This window comes from Bradyrhizobium sp. Leo170, from assembly GCF_004296405.1.
Taxonomy (GTDB): Bacteria; Pseudomonadota; Alphaproteobacteria; order Rhizobiales; family Xanthobacteraceae; genus Bradyrhizobium.
This window is the reverse complement of sequence record NZ_PSRR01000069.1, coordinates 1-19,883: the sequence shown is the minus strand read 5'-3', so window position 1 is coordinate 19,883 and position 19,883 is coordinate 1. Positions and strand designations below refer to the sequence as shown.

Annotated in this window: 22 protein-coding genes and 1 pseudogene; 5 read left to right on the top strand and 18 right to left on the bottom strand. The window is 60.6% G+C overall.

From position 1 onward, the window contains the following. Positions 1–8 precede the first annotated feature (8 nt). The 3 genes from CWO89_RS14665 to CWO89_RS14655 form a co-directional block, all read right to left on the bottom strand. Positions 9–221: a hypothetical protein gene (locus CWO89_RS14665; protein ID WP_130579507.1), complete on the bottom strand. Its 213-nt coding sequence runs from the start codon at positions 219–221 to the stop codon at positions 9–11. 208 nt (positions 222–429) lie between these two features. Then, complete coding sequence (locus CWO89_RS14660) at positions 430–1,479, bottom strand: hydroxyacid dehydrogenase (protein WP_130579506.1); 1,050 nt, start codon at positions 1,477–1,479, stop codon at positions 430–432. A gap of 15 nt (positions 1,480–1,494) precedes the next feature. Then, positions 1,495–1,776 carry a hypothetical protein gene (locus tag CWO89_RS14655; RefSeq protein ID WP_130579505.1) on the bottom strand — a complete coding sequence of 94 codons (282 nt, stop codon included), beginning with the start codon at positions 1,774–1,776 and terminating at the stop codon, positions 1,495–1,497. Between CWO89_RS14655 and CWO89_RS14650 the strand changes: the two genes are divergently transcribed. After that, positions 1,775–2,332 carry a thiamine pyrophosphate-binding protein gene (locus tag CWO89_RS14650; protein WP_130579504.1) on the top strand — a complete coding sequence of 186 codons (558 nt, stop codon included), beginning with the start codon at positions 1,775–1,777 and terminating at the stop codon, positions 2,330–2,332. The two genes, CWO89_RS14655 and CWO89_RS14650, sit on opposite strands and share 2 nt — an antisense overlap. A gap of 8 nt (positions 2,333–2,340) precedes the next feature. Then, on the top strand, positions 2,341–2,955 hold the full coding sequence (locus CWO89_RS14645) for a thiamine pyrophosphate-dependent enzyme (RefSeq protein ID WP_130579503.1): 615 nt from the start codon (positions 2,341–2,343) through the stop codon (positions 2,953–2,955). A 61-nt stretch (positions 2,956–3,016) separates the two neighbouring features. Here the strand turns inward: CWO89_RS14645 and CWO89_RS14640 are convergent, their stop codons facing one another. From CWO89_RS14640 to CWO89_RS14570, 15 genes and pseudogenes are all read right to left on the bottom strand, one after another. Then, on the bottom strand, positions 3,017–3,403 hold the full coding sequence (locus tag CWO89_RS14640) for a DUF1236 domain-containing protein (RefSeq protein ID WP_130579502.1): 387 nt from the start codon (positions 3,401–3,403) through the stop codon (positions 3,017–3,019). A gap of 119 nt (positions 3,404–3,522) precedes the next feature. Further along, entirely contained in the window at positions 3,523–4,410 is an 888-nt protein-coding gene (locus CWO89_RS14635) for a 2-hydroxy-3-oxopropionate reductase (protein ID WP_130579501.1), read from the bottom strand. 19 nt (positions 4,411–4,429) lie between these two features. Beyond that, positions 4,430–5,215 (bottom strand): hydroxypyruvate isomerase, encoded by a 786-nt coding sequence (gene hyi, locus CWO89_RS14630; protein WP_130579500.1) that lies wholly within the window; start codon positions 5,213–5,215, stop codon positions 4,430–4,432. A gap of 11 nt (positions 5,216–5,226) precedes the next feature. Continuing rightward, a complete protein-coding gene (gcl, locus tag CWO89_RS14625) occupies positions 5,227–7,029 on the bottom strand; it encodes a glyoxylate carboligase (RefSeq protein ID WP_130579499.1) in 1,803 nt (600 codons plus the stop codon). 1,330 nt (positions 7,030–8,359) lie between these two features. Beyond that, complete coding sequence (locus CWO89_RS46940) at positions 8,360–8,686, bottom strand: ketopantoate reductase C-terminal domain-containing protein (protein ID WP_207234481.1); 327 nt, start codon at positions 8,684–8,686, stop codon at positions 8,360–8,362. Between the two features lie 125 nt (positions 8,687–8,811). Next, positions 8,812–10,128 carry an amidase gene (locus CWO89_RS14610; protein WP_130579498.1) on the bottom strand — a complete coding sequence of 439 codons (1,317 nt, stop codon included), beginning with the start codon at positions 10,126–10,128 and terminating at the stop codon, positions 8,812–8,814. A gap of 92 nt (positions 10,129–10,220) precedes the next feature. Continuing rightward, the gene (locus CWO89_RS14605; protein WP_130579497.1) at positions 10,221–11,204 is read right to left on the bottom strand and encodes an ABC transporter substrate-binding protein; all 984 of its coding nucleotides are present in this window, start codon (positions 11,202–11,204) and stop codon (positions 10,221–10,223) included. 24 nt (positions 11,205–11,228) lie between these two features. After that, complete coding sequence (locus tag CWO89_RS14600) at positions 11,229–12,083, bottom strand: ABC transporter permease (protein ID WP_130579496.1); 855 nt, start codon at positions 12,081–12,083, stop codon at positions 11,229–11,231. Next, a complete protein-coding gene (locus CWO89_RS14595; protein WP_130579495.1) occupies positions 12,080–12,862 on the bottom strand; it encodes an ABC transporter ATP-binding protein in 783 nt (260 codons plus the stop codon). Before CWO89_RS14595 ends, CWO89_RS14600 begins: the two co-directional genes overlap by 4 nt. Before the next feature lie 293 nt (positions 12,863–13,155). Continuing rightward, a complete protein-coding gene (locus CWO89_RS14590) occupies positions 13,156–13,617 on the bottom strand; it encodes a MarR family winged helix-turn-helix transcriptional regulator (protein WP_130579494.1) in 462 nt (153 codons plus the stop codon). A gap of 48 nt (positions 13,618–13,665) precedes the next feature. After that, positions 13,666–14,181: a Rossmann-fold NAD(P)-binding domain-containing protein gene (locus CWO89_RS49530; protein WP_245476284.1), complete on the bottom strand. Its 516-nt coding sequence runs from the start codon at positions 14,179–14,181 to the stop codon at positions 13,666–13,668. A 95-nt stretch (positions 14,182–14,276) separates the two neighbouring features. Continuing rightward, positions 14,277–14,546: pseudogene (locus CWO89_RS49525) on the bottom strand (NmrA family NAD(P)-binding protein); the annotation flags it as partial. Between the two features lie 194 nt (positions 14,547–14,740). Continuing rightward, entirely contained in the window at positions 14,741–15,025 is a 285-nt protein-coding gene (locus CWO89_RS14580) for a hypothetical protein (RefSeq protein ID WP_130579493.1), read from the bottom strand. Between the two features lie 85 nt (positions 15,026–15,110). After that, positions 15,111–15,818, bottom strand: coding sequence for an SDR family NAD(P)-dependent oxidoreductase (locus CWO89_RS14575; protein ID WP_165421149.1), 708 nt, complete (start codon positions 15,816–15,818; stop codon positions 15,111–15,113). Between the two features lie 171 nt (positions 15,819–15,989). Then, complete coding sequence (locus tag CWO89_RS14570; protein WP_130579491.1) at positions 15,990–16,682, bottom strand: TetR/AcrR family transcriptional regulator; 693 nt, start codon at positions 16,680–16,682, stop codon at positions 15,990–15,992. 189 nt (positions 16,683–16,871) lie between these two features. On the opposite strand from CWO89_RS14570, the gene CWO89_RS14565 reads away from it, so the two are divergent. From CWO89_RS14565 to CWO89_RS14555, 3 genes are all read left to right on the top strand, one after another. Further along, positions 16,872–18,038 (top strand): serine hydrolase domain-containing protein, encoded by a 1,167-nt coding sequence (locus tag CWO89_RS14565; RefSeq protein WP_165421148.1) that lies wholly within the window; start codon positions 16,872–16,874, stop codon positions 18,036–18,038. A gap of 213 nt (positions 18,039–18,251) precedes the next feature. Continuing rightward, complete coding sequence (locus tag CWO89_RS14560) at positions 18,252–19,085, top strand: Bug family tripartite tricarboxylate transporter substrate binding protein (protein WP_165421147.1); 834 nt, start codon at positions 18,252–18,254, stop codon at positions 19,083–19,085. A 184-nt stretch (positions 19,086–19,269) separates the two neighbouring features. Then, complete coding sequence (locus CWO89_RS14555; RefSeq protein WP_130579488.1) at positions 19,270–19,776, top strand: lipocalin-like domain-containing protein; 507 nt, start codon at positions 19,270–19,272, stop codon at positions 19,774–19,776. Positions 19,777–19,883: the final 107 nt, after the last annotated feature.

Below are 19,883 nucleotides of genomic sequence, written 5' to 3'. Positions count from 1 at the left end.
GCGAATGACTATGAGGGAAAATCTGCCGAGTCGATCCGGATGCGGTCAGCGTGCAGCGACCAGTCACACAGCGCCTGCGTCTCGCAGAATTTCTGCTTGGCCATTTCCGCGGCTTGACCTTCGTTCGAGGCATTGATTTCCAGCGAACTCTGGCAAACCTCCCGTTCGCGACCATTGTCACCGAGTACGTCTTTCATGAAGCTAACGACAAATCGTGACATGGGAGCCTCCTGCTACAGGGTAGCGTCGGAATTTGGATACTAGCATTCTGGGAAAAAGAGTTGAGGGAAATCAAGGGCCGATGACCGCCAATCGTGCCGCGATCCCGCGCGCCGGCGAACGCCACGCCGGCAACCCCGATCCGGCGCGGTTCCACGTCTTCCGCTGCCTGTGCATTCGGCAGTAGATTTGACCAAAATCAGCATGGCCCTACTTCGGCGCAAACCCGAACGCCCGCTCAAACCGCCTGGCGTAGGCCGGCCAGACCTCGGGATTGATGATCCGCGGCGGCCGCTTGCCGTCGAGCGCGTCCAGGACCTGCTCGGCGGCGATCCGGCCCATGTTCTCGCGCGCTTCCCGGGTGACGCCGGCCGTATGGGGACTGGCGAGCACATTGTCGAACTGCAGCAGCGGATGCTCCGGCGGCGGCGGCTCCTTGGCCCAGACGTCCAGGCCGGCGCCGGCGATGCGCTTGTTGCGCAGCGCATCCTCCAGCGCCTCCTCGTCATGGATGAAGCCGCGCGCCGTTGTGATGAAGAACGCATGCTGCTGCATCAGCGCGAATTCGCGCCCGCCGATCATGCCGCGGCTTTCCTTCGTCAGCGGGCAACTGATCGAGACATAGTCGGCAAGGCGCAGCAGCTCGTCGAGCTCGACCTTCTCGCCTCCCCGCTTGCCCATCTCCTCGGCGCTCAAATAGGGATCGTAGGCGATCACCTTCATGTGCAGGAGCCCCCTGCAGAGCTCGGCAATCCGGCGGCCGACATTGCCGAGACCGATGATGCCGATGGTCTTGCCCTGCGCTTCGTTGCCGATCAGCGCATTGCGGTTGACGTCCCGCTGGCGCCGCAGCACACGATCGGATTCGATGATCCGCTTCGACAGGGTCAACAACATCCCCAGCGCGTGTTCGGCCACGGAATTGGCGTTGCCGCCGGACTGGTTGACCACGAGCACGCCGGCCGCGGTGCAGGCGTCGACGTCGACAGGATCGAAGCCTGCGCCGTTGGAGGAGACGATCAGGAGGTTCGGCGTGCGGCGGAGCAGATCCTGGTCGACATGGAAGTGCCGCGCCAGTTCGTCGCGCGCCGCGCCAATCTGGTAGGCATGGGCCGCTTCGAGGACGGGTGCCGCGACCTCATCGGGGCTCTCATTCTCCAGCCGGTCCAGCCGCACGTCGGGGCGGCTCTTGAGGATGTCCGCGTAGATGTTGTGGGCGAGATATTTGACGTAGAAGACGCGCTTGTTGTTGACGGTCATGTCCTTCTGCAACTTTCAGCTCAGGTCCTGGAATATCAACGGGCTTGGCCGGAAACGGCCGTGGAGGACATGACTGCCGCAATGGCGGCTCGCCTGAACCGATTGGCCATGACTTTCCTCCCATTGCTGTCGTCCTATTGTCGTTTCCGCCTGTATCGCATGGCGGACCGCGATCCGCACCAGCGGAAACCGCAGGTCGCGTTGCGACTGCGACATGTTGACAATCGCGCCGGTCGGGTGAAGTTTTGCCGCGAGAAAGCGGCCGCAGCGTCGCGGGATGTTAGGGAGAGCAGACATGGCGCTCGCGGAGGATGAAAGCTCGCTCAAGACCGCAGCGGAGAAGAGCTGGCACGGCATCGTGCTGCAGACGCTCAAGCGCAACGAGGTCAGCCTCGTGCCCTATGTGCCGGACCGTGTGCTGACGCCGCTGATCAAGAACCTGCACGCCGATCCCTTCTTCACGACCTTTCCCGCCGCGCGCGAGGAGGAAGCGGTCGGCATCGTCTCCGGCGCCTGGATGGGCGGGGTGCGCGGCGCGGCGCTGATGCAGACCTCCGGCTTCGCGACGCTCGCGAATGTCCTGGCCTCGCTCGCGATCCCCTACCAGATCCCGGTGATCATGTTCGTCTCCGAGCGCGGCACGCTCGGCGAATTCAATTACGGTCAGGCGCTGGTCTGCCGCACCATGCGGCCGGTGCTCGACTCGCTGGCGATGGAGCATCACACGGCGACCCGGCTCGACGAGTTCGAGTTCATCGTCGACCGCTCGATCAAGCAGGCCGTCGCCACGCAGGCGCCGGTGGCGCTGATCCTCTCGCCGCTGCTCACCGGCGGCAAGGTCTTTGACAAGTGAGCGGTCCCATGAACACGGCAAGCAAAACCCCAGCCCGCAACACCAAGGTGATGAACCGGTTCGATCTCACCTCGCGTCTCGTCGCAAGGCTGAAGAACGAAGAGGCCGTGGTCGGCGGCATTGGCAACACCAATTTCGACCTCTGGGCCGCCGGCCATCGGCCGCAGAACTTCTACATGCTGGGAAGCATGGGGCTCGCGTTTCCGATCGCGCTCGGCGTGGCGCTGGCGCAGCCCAAGCGGCGCGTGTTCGCGCTGGAGGGCGACGGCTCGCTCCTGATGCAGCTCGGCTCGCTCTCGACGATCGCGACGCTGGCGCCGAAGAACCTCACCATGGTCGTGATGGACAACGGCATCTATCAGATCACCGGCGCGCAGCCGACTCCGGCAGCGGCGGCCTCCGATCTCGTTGCCATCGCCGTGGCGAGCGGTCTTCCCAACAGCGCCTGGGCCGCCGACGAGGATGATTTCGAGCGCCTGATCGATCAGTCGCTCGCCTCGGAAGGCCCGACGTTGATCGGCGTGCGCATCGACGACAAGCCCGGCACCGGCGCGACCCGTCGCGATCCCGTGCAGATCAGGGAACGCTTCATGCTTGGCCTCGGCGTGCGGCAGCCGTTGTAACGCACAGAACGATCCCCGCAGGCGACGTGCCCGCGAGGATCGACGCGTACGCAGGTCTTCGTTAGTCGATGATCTTGATCACCCTGCGGGTGCGCGGCTCGACGATCACCCGGCGCTCATTGACGATGGCATAGCGATATTCCGTGTGGCTCGGCACGGTGCGCAATTCGACTGTGGACGGCAGTGGTTCGCCGACCACGACACGCTCGTGTACCACGACCGACGGCTCGTCGCGCGGGATCGAGCCGATCACGGCGTTCGGGATTTCCAACCCAGCGCCGACCGCCGCACCGACGGTGCCGCCGACGATCTCGCCCACGGGGCCCAGGACCTGTCCGCCCGCGCGGGCCCCATTCTCTGCGCCCTCCACCGTGGTGGACTGCGCGAAGGCTGCGCTCGACGCGAGCAGCGACGCGGCAATGACAGAGATGGCAAGACGCTTGGTCATCATTCTCTCCAATTGAAATTGACGATGCGCCTTCAACCATCCTCCTCGACAGTTGTTCCGGTTCCATGATGGTGAACGCGGAGAATCGATATGGATTTCGGCGGTTCCCGCGCTGCGTATCAAGCCGCGCCGATCTCGTGATTTCCCATCATCTCGAGCGCGCGCACCATCGCCGAATGGTCCCACGCCTTGCCGCCGTGAGCCGTGCAGGAATTGAACAATTGCTGCGCAATCGCGGTGCTCGGCAGTGAAAGTCCGAGCGCGCGGGCGCCTTCGAGCGCGAGGTTGAGATCCTTCTGATGCAATTCGATACGGAAGCCCGGATCGAAATTGCGCTTCACCATGCGTTCGCCATGCACTTCCAGAATCCGCGACGACGCGAAGCCGCCCATCAGCGCCTGCCGCACCAGCGCGGGGTCTGCACCGGCTTTCGAAGCAAATAGCAAGGCTTCACCGACCGCCTCGATCGTCAGCGCAACGATGATCTGGTTGGCGACCTTGGTGGTCTGTCCGTCACCGTTGCCGCCGACACGCGTGATGTTCTTGCCCATCTTCTCGAACACCGGCTTCATCGTGTTGAACGCACGCTCTGGCCCGCCCACCATGATGGTCAGGCTCGCCGCCTTGGCGCCGACCTCGCCACCGGACACCGGCGCATCGAGATAGTCTGCGCCAAGCGCCTCGATCTTCTTCGCGAATTCCTTCGTCGCAAGCGGCGAGATCGAGCTCATGTCGACGACGATTTTGCCTTTCGACAGTCCTTCGGCGACGCCGCCGGGGCCGAACAACACCGCCTCCACATGCGGCGTATCAGGCACCATGATAATGACGGCTTCCGCTTCCTGCGCGACCTCCCCGCCCGATTTGCAGACGACACCGCCGCCCGAGACCAGCTCCGGCGGGATCGGCCCGACGTCATGCAGAAACAGGCGATGACCAGCCGCTTGAAGGTGACCCGCCATCGGGCGTCCCATGGTGCCGAGGCCGATGAATCCAATCTTTGCCATTGCGATATTCCCCTGCAAATCAAGTGACGAGCGTGAGCGCCGCGTGCCAACCGAGACCGTCAACGGTCGTCGTCCGCGGCTTGTATTCGCATCCGACCCAGCCGCGATAACCAATCGCGTCGAGATGACGGAACAGGAAGGGGTAGTTGATCTCACCGGTGCCCGGCTCGTTGCGGCCGGGATTGTCGGCGAGCTGAATATGCTCGATGCGCGCCAGGTATTTTTGCACGGTGCGGGCGATGTCACCCTCCATCACCTGCATGTGGTAGATGTCATATTGGATGAAGAGATTGCTCGAGCCCACGTCGGCGATGAGCTGCGCCGCCTGCTCGGTACGGTTCAGGAAGAAGCCGGGGATATCGAGCGTGTTGATCGGCTCGACCAGGAGCTTGATTTGCTCCTTGGCGAGCGCGTTGGCGGCAAAGCGCAGATTGTTGACCAGCACCTCGTTCAATTCGAGCGGATCGGCGTCGCGCGGTGCGATACCGACCAGGCAATTCAACTGCCGACAGTCGAGCGCCTTGGCGTAATCAATGGCGCGAAAGACACCGTCCCGGAATTCATCGACCCGATCGGAAAAGATCGCAATGCCGCGCTCGCCTCCCGCCCAATCGCCGGCGGGGAGATTGTGCAGGACCTGGATCAAGCCGTACTTATCAAGCTGCTCGCGCAGCTCGGCTCTATCGAAGTCATAGGGGAACAGATATTCGACGCCATTGAAACCGGCGGCCTTGGCGGCGGCGAAGCGCTCCAGGAACGGCAGTTCCCCGAACAGCATCGTGAGATTGGCAGCAAATTTCGGCACAATCCAACTCCTTACTCGGCGGGCAGCAATTTGCCGGGCTGGCGCGCATCAACGCGCGGCGGCACCTCGTCCAGCGGCAAGTCGAGCAGTTCCTCGAACTCCACGACGTTGTCGATCTCGGTACCCATCGCGATATTGGTCACGCGCTCGAGGATGAACTCGACCACGACCGGTACCCGATACTTCGCCATCCATTCGCGCGCGGTCGCGAATGCCGCCTGCGCATCGTTCGGGTCGGTGACGCGGATCGCCTTGCAGCCGAGGCCTTCGGCGACCGCGACGTGGTCGACGCCGTAAGAGCCGATCTCGGGCGCGTTGATGTTCTCGAACGACAATTGCACCTGGTAGTCCATGTCGAAACCGCGCTGCGCCTGGCGGATCAGGCCGAGATAGGAATTGTTCACGACGATATGGATGTACGGCAATTTGAACTGCGCCCCGACTGCGAGCTCCTCAATCAGGAACTGGAAATCATAGTCGCCCGAGAGCGCGACGATTTCGCGGTCCGGATCGGCGGCGCGCACGCCGAGCGCCGCAGGCAGCGTCCAGCCCAGGGGTCCCGCCTGCCCGGCGTTGATCCAGTTGCGCGGATGATAGACGCGCAGGAATTGCGCGCCGGCGATCTGCGACAGTCCGATCACGGTGACGTAGCAGGTGTCGCGGCCGAAAGCGCGGTTCATCTCCTGATAGACCCGCTGCGGCTTGATCGGCATATCGTCGAAATGGCTCCTGCGCAGCATCGTGCGCTTGCGATCCTGGCATGAGGCCGGCCACGCCTGCCGCTCGCGGAGCTTTCCGGCTTTCCGCCATTCCTTCGCAACACTGACGAACAGTTCAAGCGCCGCCTTGGCGTCGGACACGATGCCGAGGTCCGGATTGAACACGCGGCCGATCTGCGTCGGCTCGATGTCGACATGCACGAAAGTGCGGCCCTTGGTGTAGGTCTCGATCGAGCCGGTGTGCCGGTTGGCCCAGCGGTTGCCGATGCCGAGCACGAAATCGGATTGCAGCATGGTGGCATTGCCGTAGCGATGGCTGGTCTGCAGCCCGACCATCCCGGCCATCAGCACGTGGTCGTCGGGGATCGCGCCCCAGCCCATCAGAGTCGGCACCACCGGCACGTTGACGGTTTCGGCGAAATTCACCAGCAGTTCGGATGCATCGGCGTTGATGACGCCGCCGCCGGCCACGATCAGCGGCCGCTCGGCCATATTCAGCATTTCGAGCGCCCGCTCGATCTGCGCGCGCGTCGCGGTTGGTTTGTAGACCGGCAGCGGCGCATAGGTCTCGTCGTCAAATTCGATCTCGGCGAGTTGCACGTCGAGCGGCAGGTCGATCAGCACGGGACCCGGACGCCCCGAGCGCATCAGGTGGAACGCCTGGCTGAACACGCGCGGCACGAGGCCAGGCTCGCGCACCGTGACCGCCCATTTCGTCACCGGCTTTGCGATCGACTCGATATCGATGGCCTGGAAATCCTCCTTGTAGAGCCGCGCCCGCGGCGCCTGCCCGGTGATGCAGAGGATCGGAATGGAATCGGCGATCGCCGAATAGAGCCCGGTGATCATATCGGTACCCGCCGGACCCGACGTGCCGATGCAGACACCGATGTTGCCGCACTTGGCGCGGGTGTACCCCTCCGCCATGTGGGATGCGCCCTCGACATGACGCGCGAGGATATGCCGGATCGAGCCACGCTTCTTCAGCGCCGAATAGAGCGGATTGATCGCCGCGCCGGGAACACCGAACGCGCAAGCTACCCCTTCTTTCTCCAGAATACGCACCGCCGCATCGACCGCCCGCATCTTCGCCATGTCGCGCCTCGCTGATGTTGCATCGGCCTGATGATCACGGGAGCGACCGACGATCTCAACGACCCTGATTTTGTTTCCCACGAAACGGAATGAACGGCGAAAAACCGCACTAGATCAAACGATTGGATCGCCGTCAGAATGAAAGCATGCGACAGCCGCCCGCGGACAGATCGTTTCACTCGCAGCAATGACGACGGAGAGTCCCTGATTCAAATGTCAAACAGCCTTCCGCTGTCATCGTCCGCCACCGGCTCGGCGCAAAGCGCCGCCCGATGACAGGCTCCGGCGGACGATCCAGTGTTCCAGAGGCGGCGGTGCTTGAACCGCTAGGCCGCCGGGTACTGGATGCCCCGCCTGCGCGGGGCATGACGGTGGAGTGAGGGATGGATACGAGTCCGCATTCTCGCGGCATGTGGTGCCCGAGGTTTGCGTACGTTTCACCCTCTCATTGAGCAGAGGGCGCAGGGAAAGCCGGGTGCCGATTGCACCCATGGGTCCCGTGCAAAGAAAGCACGGGGTAGGACCACAGGTTCTACCGGATTCACTCCGGCTTTCCCTGCACAATGGTTTTACGGCTCGGGCTTGCGAACACCTGGGTCATCGCCGCGTACCAATGAACTCCTGCCGCGTGCAGTGGCAGGAGTGTAACTGGCCGTACCGTAGTGCTACCTGACGCCTCAGCGCCAGGTTGCCGGTTCGCAGGGAGGATTACTCCACGCACCTCCGGCAAACTGGCCAACGTCTGGAGCCCGGATGCAGTGAACGACGCGGGAGGCAGGGATGACAGCGCCGTTTCTGTTGCGCCACGCCGCCCTGGTGCCTGAGCCCCGGGTTGCCGGTTCGCAAGGAGGATTATTCCACGGACCTCCGGCAAACTGGCCAGTGTCTGGAGCCCGGATGCAGTGAACGACGCGGGAGGGATGGATGACTGCGCCGTTTTTGTCGTACCACGCCGCCATGGCCGGACTAGCGAACATGGCCACAGCGATCAGTGCTGCCGAAAAGAGCTTACTCATTACGTCCTCCTTTGATTTGCCTCGGGCCTCGGACGAATAAGTGTCTGGAAATTTATGGCACCGACCTGGCCCGAGCGATGCTGCGCCAACAACCTGAGTGAACCTAAACGTTAGCGCTGCTCCCCAGCGGCGGACTATGCATTTTCGGCAATTGGACGGATCGACGTGGCATTTTTCGTTGCAGGTGCCATCTCGCGACCGTCTCGAATCGCCCGTCGGGCCCCAAGGCCCGTAGCTGTCCGATTTAAGCGGACGGAGTTTGTCTGCTCCGCCCGGTCGTTCAGACGTCAACCGGCTCTGCTATTGCGAGCGCATCAAAGGCGGACAAACCGACTCAGTTCAACCGCAGTTCCGTGATGTGCGGCGGATCCGGGCTCAAGCTCATTACGCTCCACGCGCTTGACGAGATCCGTCACCACAGCATTGGCCGTGCACGGCAGACCGATCTTTTCGCCCTCGCGCACCACGAAACCATTGAGGAATTCGATCTCGGTGCGCCGGCCCTTCTGTACGTCTTGGCCCATCGAGGGATGCGGCTCTGAAGAGGTGCGCTTGCCGTCCTTGAAGCGCTGCTCGCCGCACACGCGCAGCGCCGTCGAGTCGCCCTCCCCGGCATGCGCGATCGTCTCGGGCGATGCCACTGATAGTCTGCAATGGCTGGAGCCTGTTCAGTGATGCTTCTATCCGTGACCATCAGAACCAAGGCGCGACATAATCGGTCGCGATCAGCGCAGGCGGGAAGATATCGCGCTTTCCCCCACGGCATCTATTCGCTCTGCTGGCGCCCGGTCTTGATAGCGAGCGAGGTTTCGCACCATTTGGCGATCCGCAGCAGCTTCAGGTCTTCGCCGAATGGCGCGACAAGCTGGATTCCCATGGGCAGGCCGCTCGGCCCGATGCCGGCAGGCAATGCGATCGCCGGTACCCCGAGAGTTGTCCAAGGCACGCACAGGCCAGGGTCGCCGGTATCGGACAATCCTTCCGGCGCTTCACCCGTTGCTGCGGTCGTAAGAACACCGTCGAAGCCTGCGAGCGCGCGGGTGAAATCGGCGCGGAGCGCAAGCTGCCTCGCGCGGGCGGAAATATACTCGGTCGCGGAAATCGACGCGCCGCGTTCGACGAGGGCCTTAAGTCGGGCGCTGGTCTTGTCCGGGAAACGTGTGACGAGAGCACCGAAATTCGCCGCCCCTTCCGCGCCGCAGAGCGTAGCCGAGAGGGCTGGCAGTTGCTCGAACTCCGCAGGCAACGTAAACGGCTCGACGATCGCTCCGGCATCTCTGAAGAGAGCGGCGACTTGCGCGAGCAGCGCGCTTTGGCTTTCGTCCAAGGCCGGCGTTGCCGCCGGACGAAGCCACGCGATCCGCGGTGCGGGAAAAGGATCAATGCCTTCAGGATAAATCTGAAGCGGCGCCTGCCGAGAAGCACCGGGGCCACCCGCCAGCAGCGCCAGCAGATACGCGGCGTCATCCACGCTGCGGGCGAACAGGCCGAGATGGTCCAGGGATTGCGAGAGCGGATGGACGCCCTTCAGACTGATGGTGCCGAAGCTGGGTTTTAATCCCACCACACCACAATAGGCGGCAGGTCGCAGGATCGAACCCAGAGTCTGCGTGCCCAGCGCCGCTTGCACCGATCCGCTTGCAACGGCCGCTGCAGAGCCGGAGGAAGAACCGCCGGGCGTGTGCCTTGGATTCCAAGGGTTGCGGGTCGGGCCGGGTTCGCGCCATGCGAATTCGGTGGTGACCGTCTTGCCGAGAACCGTCGCCGAGAGATCTTTCAGGCGGCTGACGACCCAGGCATCCTCATTCGGCTGGTGATCTGCATACACCGGCGAACCGTAGGTGGTCGGCATATCAGCCGTGTCTATGAGATCTTTCACACCGACCGCGACACCTGCGAGTGGCCCATTTCCCGCTGAAGCGATGGGCGGTTCGGACGGCAAATAAGCGAAGGCGCGAAGATCAGGTTCGACAGCCGCGGCGCGCGCGTGACTGGCCGCAATCAGGTTCTGCGCTTGTGCCGAGCCCCCAGCGATCATGCTGATGATTTCGAGGAGGCCAGAATGGTCTTGCGCGAAGTTCATGTTCGGAAGGGCCCATAACCAAGGTGAGGAAGGTCAAAAGGCAAACGGCTCCGGGGTCAGCCCGAAGCCGTTGCGACGAAGATCGGCGAAGGTCAGTTCGTGGATATCGCCTTTTCGATATAGGTTCTCGGAACGAAGGTCTTGTAGTCAGGCTGGGCGGCGAGATTGCCGAGCGCGATCTGCGTCTCGAGCGCAAGCTTCAGCGCGTCGGGCGTGATATCGACACTGGTGGGGTAAACGTTGTCGGCAAGCATGCGCTTTACCGCCGCTTCCACCACGGCAGGCTCAAGATTCGGGAATTCCTTCTGCGCGATTGCCACCGTGCGCGCCTCGTTCTTGTGCATGAAACGCACCGCCATTTCGAGGCCATTGGTCAGCCGCTGGGCAAGGTCCGGATCGACATCGTTGCGCGCGGTGATGGTAGAGAAGGCATAGGCGCCGTACAGTTTCGGGAAGCCGACCACCACCTTCATGCCCTTGGCCACCACCTGGTCGAGGCCAGGCTCGTACATGACCGCCACCTTGGCCCGGCCGGCGACGAAGGGACCGGGCTCGGTGCCGAGCGGAACCTGAATCATCTCGACGTCCTTGCTGGCATCCATGCCGTTTTCCTTCAACAGCTTGATGAACAGTGAGGTGCTGGTGGTCGGCATCAGCCCAGTTACGATCTTCTGGCCTTTGAGATCTTTCACACTGTCGAACTTGAAGTCGGGCGTGGCGGCGATCCATACGGCGGCGCCATTCACGACGTTGGCGATCGTGTTCACCGGTGCGCCCTTGGACGCAGCGATGGCCGTCCATTCGGGTCCATGAAGCGAGAATTGCGCGCTCTTGGAGATCACGGCCGAGAGAGCAACGCTTCCGGAGCCGGCGCTTTCCTTGTTGAGATCAAGCCCCTGCTTTTCGAAAAAGCCCTCGTTCATGCCGACATAGAGTGGCAAGTATAGCAGGGATTGAAACGCCTGAGAGATGGTCGCCTTCTTCATCTCGGCGGAAGCCGGCCCTGCTGCGGTTATGCCGAGAGCAAGAGCGAGGGCAACGGAAAGAGTGCTCAGTTTCGGAAGTCGCCGTCTCATTTTTGGAAGTCTCCTGAAAGAGGATCAAACGTTGATCTGCGTGCCGCCCTGCTGTTGCTTCCACGGAAGCAGCCAGTTCTCGATGACCTCGACCAAGTGGTAGAAAAGAAAGCCAACGAGCATCAGCGTGAACAGGCCGGCCCACACCGTATTGAGATCGTAAAGACTCGAGGCCACGTAGATGACGTGGCCTAGACCATGCTGGGAGGAGATGAATTCCCCCACGACCGCGCCCACCAGGGCGAATCCGATATTGATGCGGAAGGTGGCGATGATCGCGGGCAAGGTCGAGGGCGCGATCACCCGCTTGAAGATCTGCTGCTTGGATGCGCCCATGGAGAAAAGCAGCGCCTGGAGATCTTTGTCCGCGTCCTTTGCCGCCTGGTAGGCGGTGATGAGAGCGACGATGGAGGTGAGCGAGATCGCGAGCGCGACCTTCGATAGCAAGCCGGTGCCGAACCACAGGATGATGATTGGCGCCAGCGCGATTTTCGGCACCGAATTGATGGCCGCGATGAACGGTTCCACCAGCCGCGCCACGAACACCGAATACCACAGCGCAAGGCCGATGACCGAACCGATCACGGTACCGAAGGTAAATCCCAGGATCGCCTCGAATATTGTGTAGCCGGTATCAGCAAAAAGGGAGCCGTTCGCGATGGAACCGATGAGGTTGCGCAGAACACCGCTCGGCTGACCAACAAGGAAGCCCGACAACCATCCGCATCGCACCGCCGCTTCCCAAAGCAGGAAGAAACCGACAACAGCGAGTATCTGAAGAGCGCTTCGCCCGATAAGGGAATCGAACACATTGCGGCGCTTTTTCTCGCGTGGGCGAGCGGGCGCCGCGGTTTTTACAACTTGAGCCGTTTCCGTCATGCACTCTTCCTGGTCTGGATATCGAGCTCCGCACAGAGCGTGTGGAAATAACCGGAGAAGCGTGGATCGCTTCGCGCTGCGATCGGAGAATGTTCGTTCAGCGCGATGTCGTGAACGGCCTTGACTCGCGCCGGACGTTGACTGAGCACGACCACACGTTTGGAAAGCGCCACTGCCTCATCGATGTCGTGGGTCACGAGGATCACGGTCTTGTGAAAGGTTTCCACCGCCTCCATCAGGATGCCCTCGAGATACAGCCGCGTCTGATAATCGAGCGCCGAGAACGGCTCATCGAGGAGCAGGATGTCGGGATCGAGCACGAGAGTGCGGATCAAGGCCACGCGCTGACGCATACCGCCGGACAGCATCTTGGGATATGAGTTCTCAAAGCCGGAAAGACCGAACGTGCTGAGATATTCCCTCGCGGTATCCAGAGCCCGTTTTGGATCGATGCCCTTGGTCTCAAGGCCGAGCAGAACGTTGTCCAGCACCGTGCGCCAAGGGAAAAGCAGATCCTTTTGCATCATATAGCCCACGCGACCGCGTAAGCTTTCCACTTCCTGGCCGCGATAGAGCATGACGCCATCATCGGGATCCACAAGGCCGGCGATAATATTGAACACCGTCGTCTTGCCACAGCCACTCGGGCCAATGATGCTGACGAAATCACGCTCATGGATATCGAAGGTTAAGCCGTCGAGAACCTGCGTCGCAGCTTCCTTTCCGGGAAAGCTCTTACGGATGCCGTTCAAACGAAGTTGCACTTTGGGCGATGACATGGTGTCTCCTGTCCACCATGCACTTCAAGCAACCACCGTGCCAAACTCGACGGCATAAGTGCGTAAGAAATTGCGCTGTTGAGCGTGCGTTCCGGCCGGATGGGCTTCTTGCTGCCTTTGATTCGAGCACGTGCTGCCTTTTTGCAGCCAGCCCGATTCACGGGGACGAAGTTTGTCCGCTCCGCCCCCGGTAACATCAATTTGTTCTGCTATTGCGAGGGCGTGAAGGCGAACCTTGGAGCGAGCGTCTTGCCCCAGCCGGCGACGCCGGCATGTCTGAAGCGGTGGGAAATTCAGTCTTCGGATGAACTTGTCGCCAGGCTGCCGACGACCATCTTTCTCAATCCGCGGCGCAGCTCTGTTACATTTTTCGCACCGTTCACTTGCTCGAATTGCCGCTGGGCTTCGCGCCAGAGAGGGGACGCTTCAGCGTGAAGACGACGTCCTTTTTCGGTGAGTTCGATGAGTCGGCTTCGACCGTCGGTGGGTGACGGCCGGATTTTGATCAGGCCATCGCGCTCCAAAAAGCCGGCCATTTTCCCCATCGCCGTCCGTTCGATGTCGAGGCGTTCGGCAAGGGCATTGATCGCTGCACTCCCCACCTGACTGAGGACCGCCAGGGTTAGAAATTGCGTGATGCGCAGGCCAGTCGGCTCAAGATGAGCATCGTAAAAGCGGGTGATCTGCCGGCTCGCCTTCCTCATGGCGTTGCAGTTGCACTCGTCGACCCTGAGCGGTTGGTTGGCCAGCAGCATCTTTCCCCCTCGCGATCTCCGTTGATGGTCCGAATCTTCAGCGCCTTGTCAAACGAAGACATGGCGGTATTTTTCGATGAAAGCCGGCACCGAAAGCGCGGGCGTCCCGGTGATCTTTTCGACGTTGTCGTTCGTGCCCGCGAAGATGCCATCCCGATAGTTCTGCGCGACTTCGACGAGGTGCTGCACCAGGAACGGGGGAAACTTGAGCACTTGCTCCATGTTCTGCTTGAACTCCTCGATCGATGTCGGCGCATACTCGATGTTGGCGCCAAGGACCTTGCTCATGGCGGCGGCGATCTCAGCATGGTTCATCTCGACCGGGCCATGAAGTGTGTAGGTCTTGCCCTCGTGGCCTTTTGGATTGGCCAGGATGTGGGCGATGACTCGCCCCTGGTCGTCGCTGGCGATGGGCGCGTGACGGCCGTTCCCGAATGGGAATTCGATCTTCTTCCTGGCCCAGATATCCTTGCCGAGATGCGGGTAGACAAGCCAGTCGGCGAAGAAGGTGGGACGGAGATGGGTCGTCGCGACACCTGACCAATCGAAGATCCGCTCGGCCACCCAGTGGTCCTGCGCAGCATGGCTTCTCGCCTCTCGGCGCGCGAGATCTGCGACATGTTGACGATTGCAGTAACGCCCGCCTCCTTCGCGGCCTGCGCGAAATAGGCTGAAGCGCCGACGATTCCCGGCGCTATCGGATGAAGGAAATAGGCCGATCGGACGCCTTCCATGGCCGCACGGATGCGGTCGATGTCGGTGAAATCACCGACCGCGATATCGACACCGCGAGCCCGCAGAGCAGCGGCGCGTTCACCGTTCGAGCGCACATAGGCCCGCACGCGCCTGCCCATCTTGAGCAGTTCGTCGATGGCAGCACCGCCGGTGCGTCCGGTAGCACCGCTCACAAGAACCTCAGCCTCACTCATGACAAGCATCCTTCCGTTGAGAGCATATGCTCGTAAAAATAGAGGTATATGCTCTTATCGCAAGCCCCTCCGGACTAATTTGCTGCCGCCGTCTAATTCACCCTATTTTTCAGCTAGATAAGTCCTCGAATTCGGATGCGACCGGCGGGAATGTCAACGCCAGTGCCGGCCTGCTCCGCTCTTGCGAGCGCACCTCAGTTCAACCGCAGCTCCGTGATGTGCCGTGGATCCGGGCTCAGCTCGTTCCGCTCCACGCGTTTGACGAGGTCGGTTAGCACGGCATTGGCGGCGCAGGACAGGCCGATCTTCGCGCCCTCGCGCACCCAGACCCGCATCGCCGTCTCGTCGCCTTCTCCGGCGCGCGCGATCGTCTCAGGCGGCCGATGCTGTGCGCTTGCCTCGACGCCGCTTTTGTGAAGGGTTTCGGATGCTGGCCGCTTGAAGACGGCGCCGCGCGTTCGGCGGCCGAAACCCTTCACAATAGCAGCCCTCAGCTCCGCTTAGATTTGCGATAACGACCTGCATCTGAACAACTTTGCCTACGAATGCGACATTTTATCTACCTCACGTCATATATCGCCCGGCGTCAATATGGATCGTCTGCCCGGTAAGATACTCGGTTTCCATGATCATTCTAACCGCAGGCCAGATTTCGTCGGGACGTCCAAAACGGCCGAGCGGGAGGCTCTTGTCCGACTGATGCGCAGCACGATTGATCATGTCGGTGGCAATGAGCGACGGAGCGATGGCATTTGCCGTAATTCTATGTTCGCGAAGATACGTCGCGTAGTAGTGCATCAACCCCTCCATTCCGGCCTTGGATGCTGCGTAGGCTGCCGAGATGATTCCCCCCGTCCTCGCGGCCCCTGAAGACATGAAAATCAGCCGGCCACCATTTTTCATCATGCGAGGTATGGCCGCCTGCGAGACCATAAATGCAGAGAGTAGATTGAGCTTCAACACTTGGTCGAATGCATCGGACGTCAGGCTTTCAAGGGGAATCTTCTCGCCAACCCCGGCGTTGTTGATGACACAGTCGAGCCTTCCATATTGATCGACGGCCGCTGATATAAGTCCGCGAGCATCCGCCTCAACGCTTACATCACCTTGCACTGCTATAGCCTGCCCCCCTGCGTTGACGATCGACGCGACGACCTCCTCCGCGGCGTCATGAGACCTGGCGAAGTTAATTACCACAGGGTGGCCCTCTCGAGCGCAATCAACGGCAACCTGCCTGCCAATCCCCCGAGATGCACCGGTGATGAGCGTCACTTGTCTGTCCACGTTTCCATACCTTTGATTTGGGATCAGTTCGTCTAAGGCGCGCTTTGCGAAGAACCGCCAACGGGGCGAAGTGTCGATCACGTTTGAGTAGGGACCGCAGCCTTGCACCTCGGTCTCGAGTTGCGCCGTCCAGCGACCACGCGAGGATAGCCAGTCCGATCAATCGCCGATCTGCAGGATGCTGCGAAAGACGATGGTAATTTCTGAAGCGATTTGAGAATCGTCGGATGGAGCGAACCTGCCAACCGAGGCCGGACGAAAGATCAGCCGCTGCTGCAAGAGTGCGACGACCGAGCGGACAGCCAAGTCGACCCGCTCTTCGGACATTATCCGACGTTTCGGCAGTTTCTGACGCAGGATGGCTGATACGCGGGTCGAAACCAACGCAATCAGTGCTCCAGCCCCTTCGTAGATTTCTTGATCGTCGAGAAGGAGCGTTGATCGCAACATGTGCTGCCTGCGAGAATAGTGCCTGGTGAGGTTTCGCAGGATCAGCCGTATCGAGTCGTCGAGCGACAAATCCTTGTGAGCATCTGTACTCAAGCTCTCTTCGATTTGCGTAACTTGCTGGTTCCGAAAAGATTCGTGCAGAGCCACGAGGATACTGCGCTTGTCCTTGAATCTCGCATAGATCGAGGCTGGCACGCACCCGGCCCGCGCTGCGATTTCCGGGATGGTAATGTCGTCGAACGATCGGCCGTCCAAGAGGACGTTCAGCGCCTGTACGATGTCGGCCAATCTCTGTTCGCTGCGCGCCTGCTTTGGGGCGTTGACGCGCGCGAGCTTCGAAATTGCCGCCAGACCCTGAGGCTGTTCAGCTCCGATTGGTGATGCGTTTCTTGGTTTGGCCACTCAGCGTCCCGTCCGGTTCGATCCAGTTTGATGAAGCAATATACCGCAGGCAGTTCGGCCTTGACCAATCTAGAATTAGAATCTAAATCTATTTTTTTTCGGCCGCAAGGGCCTTCGCTTGCTGAGCAGCCGCCCTCCCCAATCGACGTTGAGGCGCCCTACTCCACAGATCGAAATTCGAGGACTTCCATGATCAGAATCGACACATCGCCCGCGGATGTCGGGATGGACGAGGAAAAGCTGACGCTCCTCCGGGAAGATATCGAGACGGACATCGAAAGCGGCCTGTCCGATGGATCGGTCATCCTCATCGCACGCCGGGGAAAAATCGTGATGCATGAAGCGATTGGTTTTGCGGATCGAAAAGCCGGCCGGAAGATCAAGACAGACGACGTACTCCCCGTCATGTCGCTAACCAAACAGCTCACGGCCGCCACCGTCTTCCGCTTTATCGATCGCGGACAGGTGACGCTCACCACACGCATCGCCGAGGTGATTCCGGAATTCGCCTGCAACGGCAAAGAGCGAGTGACGATCCGTGATACCCTGAGCCATCAGGCTGGACTCCCGATGCAACATCCCGTCGAGGATTGGAGCCAAGGGAACGAAGCATACGTGGCCAAGATATGCGCGATGCCGCCCGAATTGGCAGCGGACGGTGTCGTAAACTATCATGCCGGTGCGGCCCATGCGATCCTGGGGGAAGTCGTGCGACGGCTCGATGATCGGAATCGATCATTGACGCAGATCATGGCCGACGAAATCCTGGTCCCGACCGGCATGACCGACACCGCGCTGACATTGATCGGCCGGAATGATCTGGCCGACCGATCCGCACCTATCACAATGTGCGACGACTCCAAAGAGACGATCCCTCAGCAAGATATCGAGCGCATCGCGGAAATCTGCGCCACGGTTGAATTTCCCGCTGGAGGCGCCGTGTCTACGGCTTACGATCAATATCGCTTCGCGGAGATGTTCAGACTGGGCGGAGCCCTGAACGGCGTGCGCGTGCTTTCTCCGGCGATCATAAAGGCGGCGACGACGATCCAGACAGGGACAAAGCTGAGTGGCCTCTACAAGGCATCCGCCGAGAACAATTTTACCGAGCCATTTCCCGCGAACATCGGTCTGTCGTTTTACGTGCGAGGCGAAGGCGTATTCCTTGCCAGCATGGGTACGTTGAGTTCACCGAGCACTTTCGGCGGATCCGGCTTTGGCGGGCAACTGTTTTGGGTGGACCCGGAAAGACAACTGACATTCGTCCATCTCGTGGTCGGGTATCCGCAGCTCTACAAATCACGAAAGCGTTCGCAGCGACTTTCCGACCTCGTCATCTCCGCCGTATCGGACTGAAGCACGAAGCCGACTCGCGCTCAGCGTCGCGTACTGCCGCCAGGCGGTGAGCATGTGCGTAACAACTGGAGATCAAGAATGTCGAGCTATAGAATCCTCGCTGGGGTAATTGCCCTAACTTTCGCTTGCGGTCTCGGCTCACTCGCGGCAGCGGAATATCCTTCGAGGCCAATCCGGCTTGTGGTACCGGCCTCCGCCGGGAGCAGCGCAGACTTGGGCGCGCGCGTGTTCGCCAAGAAGCTCTCCACGATCCTCGGTCAATCGTTGGTTATCGAGAACAAAGTGGGCGCTGGAGGGCGCATCGGAGCGGCAGACGCAGCGCGAGCCGCTCCGGACGGATACACGCTGTTGTATGGCACTTCCATCACTCATGCTCTCTATCCCGCACTCATCAAATCGCTCCCATACGACCCTTTCAGGGATTTTGTGCCTCTCGGGCAGATCTTCTGGTTCGCCACGATGATCGTTTGCAATTCGCAAATGCCGTTCACCGAACTAAAGGGACTGATCGAGTTCGCAAGAGGAAATCCCGAGAAGCTCTCATTCGCCAATTCAGGGATAGGTGGCGGCAATCACTTCAGTAGCGAGTTGTTCGCCAAGGCGGCGGGCATCAAGGTTCAGCACATTCCCTTTCGAGGTAATGCGCCCGGCATCCAGGCGGTCGTCGCGAATTTCGTGAGTTGCACGTCCCAGACTGAAGTGAAGTCCTTCGTGGAAGCTGGCCAAATCCGCGCTTTTGTCACCACCGGTAAGGATCGTGATCCACGCTTTCCGGACCTTCCTACCGTGGCACAGGCGGGATTGCCAGGCGCCGAGACGACTTGGTGGCACGCGCTTTATGCGCCGTCCGGAACGCCAGCACCGATCGTTCAAAGACTCGAAGAAGCGGTAAGGGAAATCTCACGTGACGCCGGCATAGCCAGTCAGACGAGCGAGATCGGCCTTGTTCCACAATATCGCAGCCCAGAGGAGGTCACGCAGCGCACGAAAGACGACATTGAGCTATTCAGCAGGGTCGCCCGCGAGGGCGACATACACCTTGATTAGGCTCATCGAGAAACGGGCGACATCCCGCGGACGTGCGGCGCATCGACAACTGCTGTTGAGGGCACATTGGGGAAGATTTCTCATCAGCTTGTATCTGAGCACAGCAGATTATCTTCGAGAAACCGGACCGATGGCTCCGTGCTGACGGTCGATTGCTTGTAAACATGATGCCAGGAGAATTGAGATGAGCATGAAGCTATCTACCATTGCGATTGTATCCGTCGCTGCGCTTTTCGCCCTAGCTGGGTTGTCGGCGAATGCGCGACCACTGAACAAGGTGGCGGGCACATGGCGGATGGTCGCCGCGCAGATCGATCCGGATGGAGGGAACCTCCCGGCGTACGGGCCAAAACCGAACGGCATGCTCGTCTTTACCGAGGATATGCATTTCGTCGAGGTTCTGAACGACTCAACGGTTCCGCGCTTCGCGTCGAGTGCGCGCGGCAACGGGACGGATCAAGAAAATCGAGCAGCCATGGCCGGAGCTATCGGGTTCGCAGGTACATACACGGTCGATCAGAACGGAGAATTCAGTGGCAACAAGGTGGAGGTTTCGACCTTTCCAAATTGGATTGGAAGTGAACGTACTCGCAACGAGCTTACGCTCATCGTGGACGGCGATCGAATGACAGAAAACTTCCAGAGGCCGGAAGGAACACGGATCCGCATAACTTTTGAGCGCGTCCGGTAGCTTAGAGCATGATCCGGAAAAGTGGAGACCGGTTTTCCGAAAAAGATCATGCTCAAACAAAGAGCTGGAGCGGGATGACGATTCGAAGAAAAGTCATCACGCTCTAG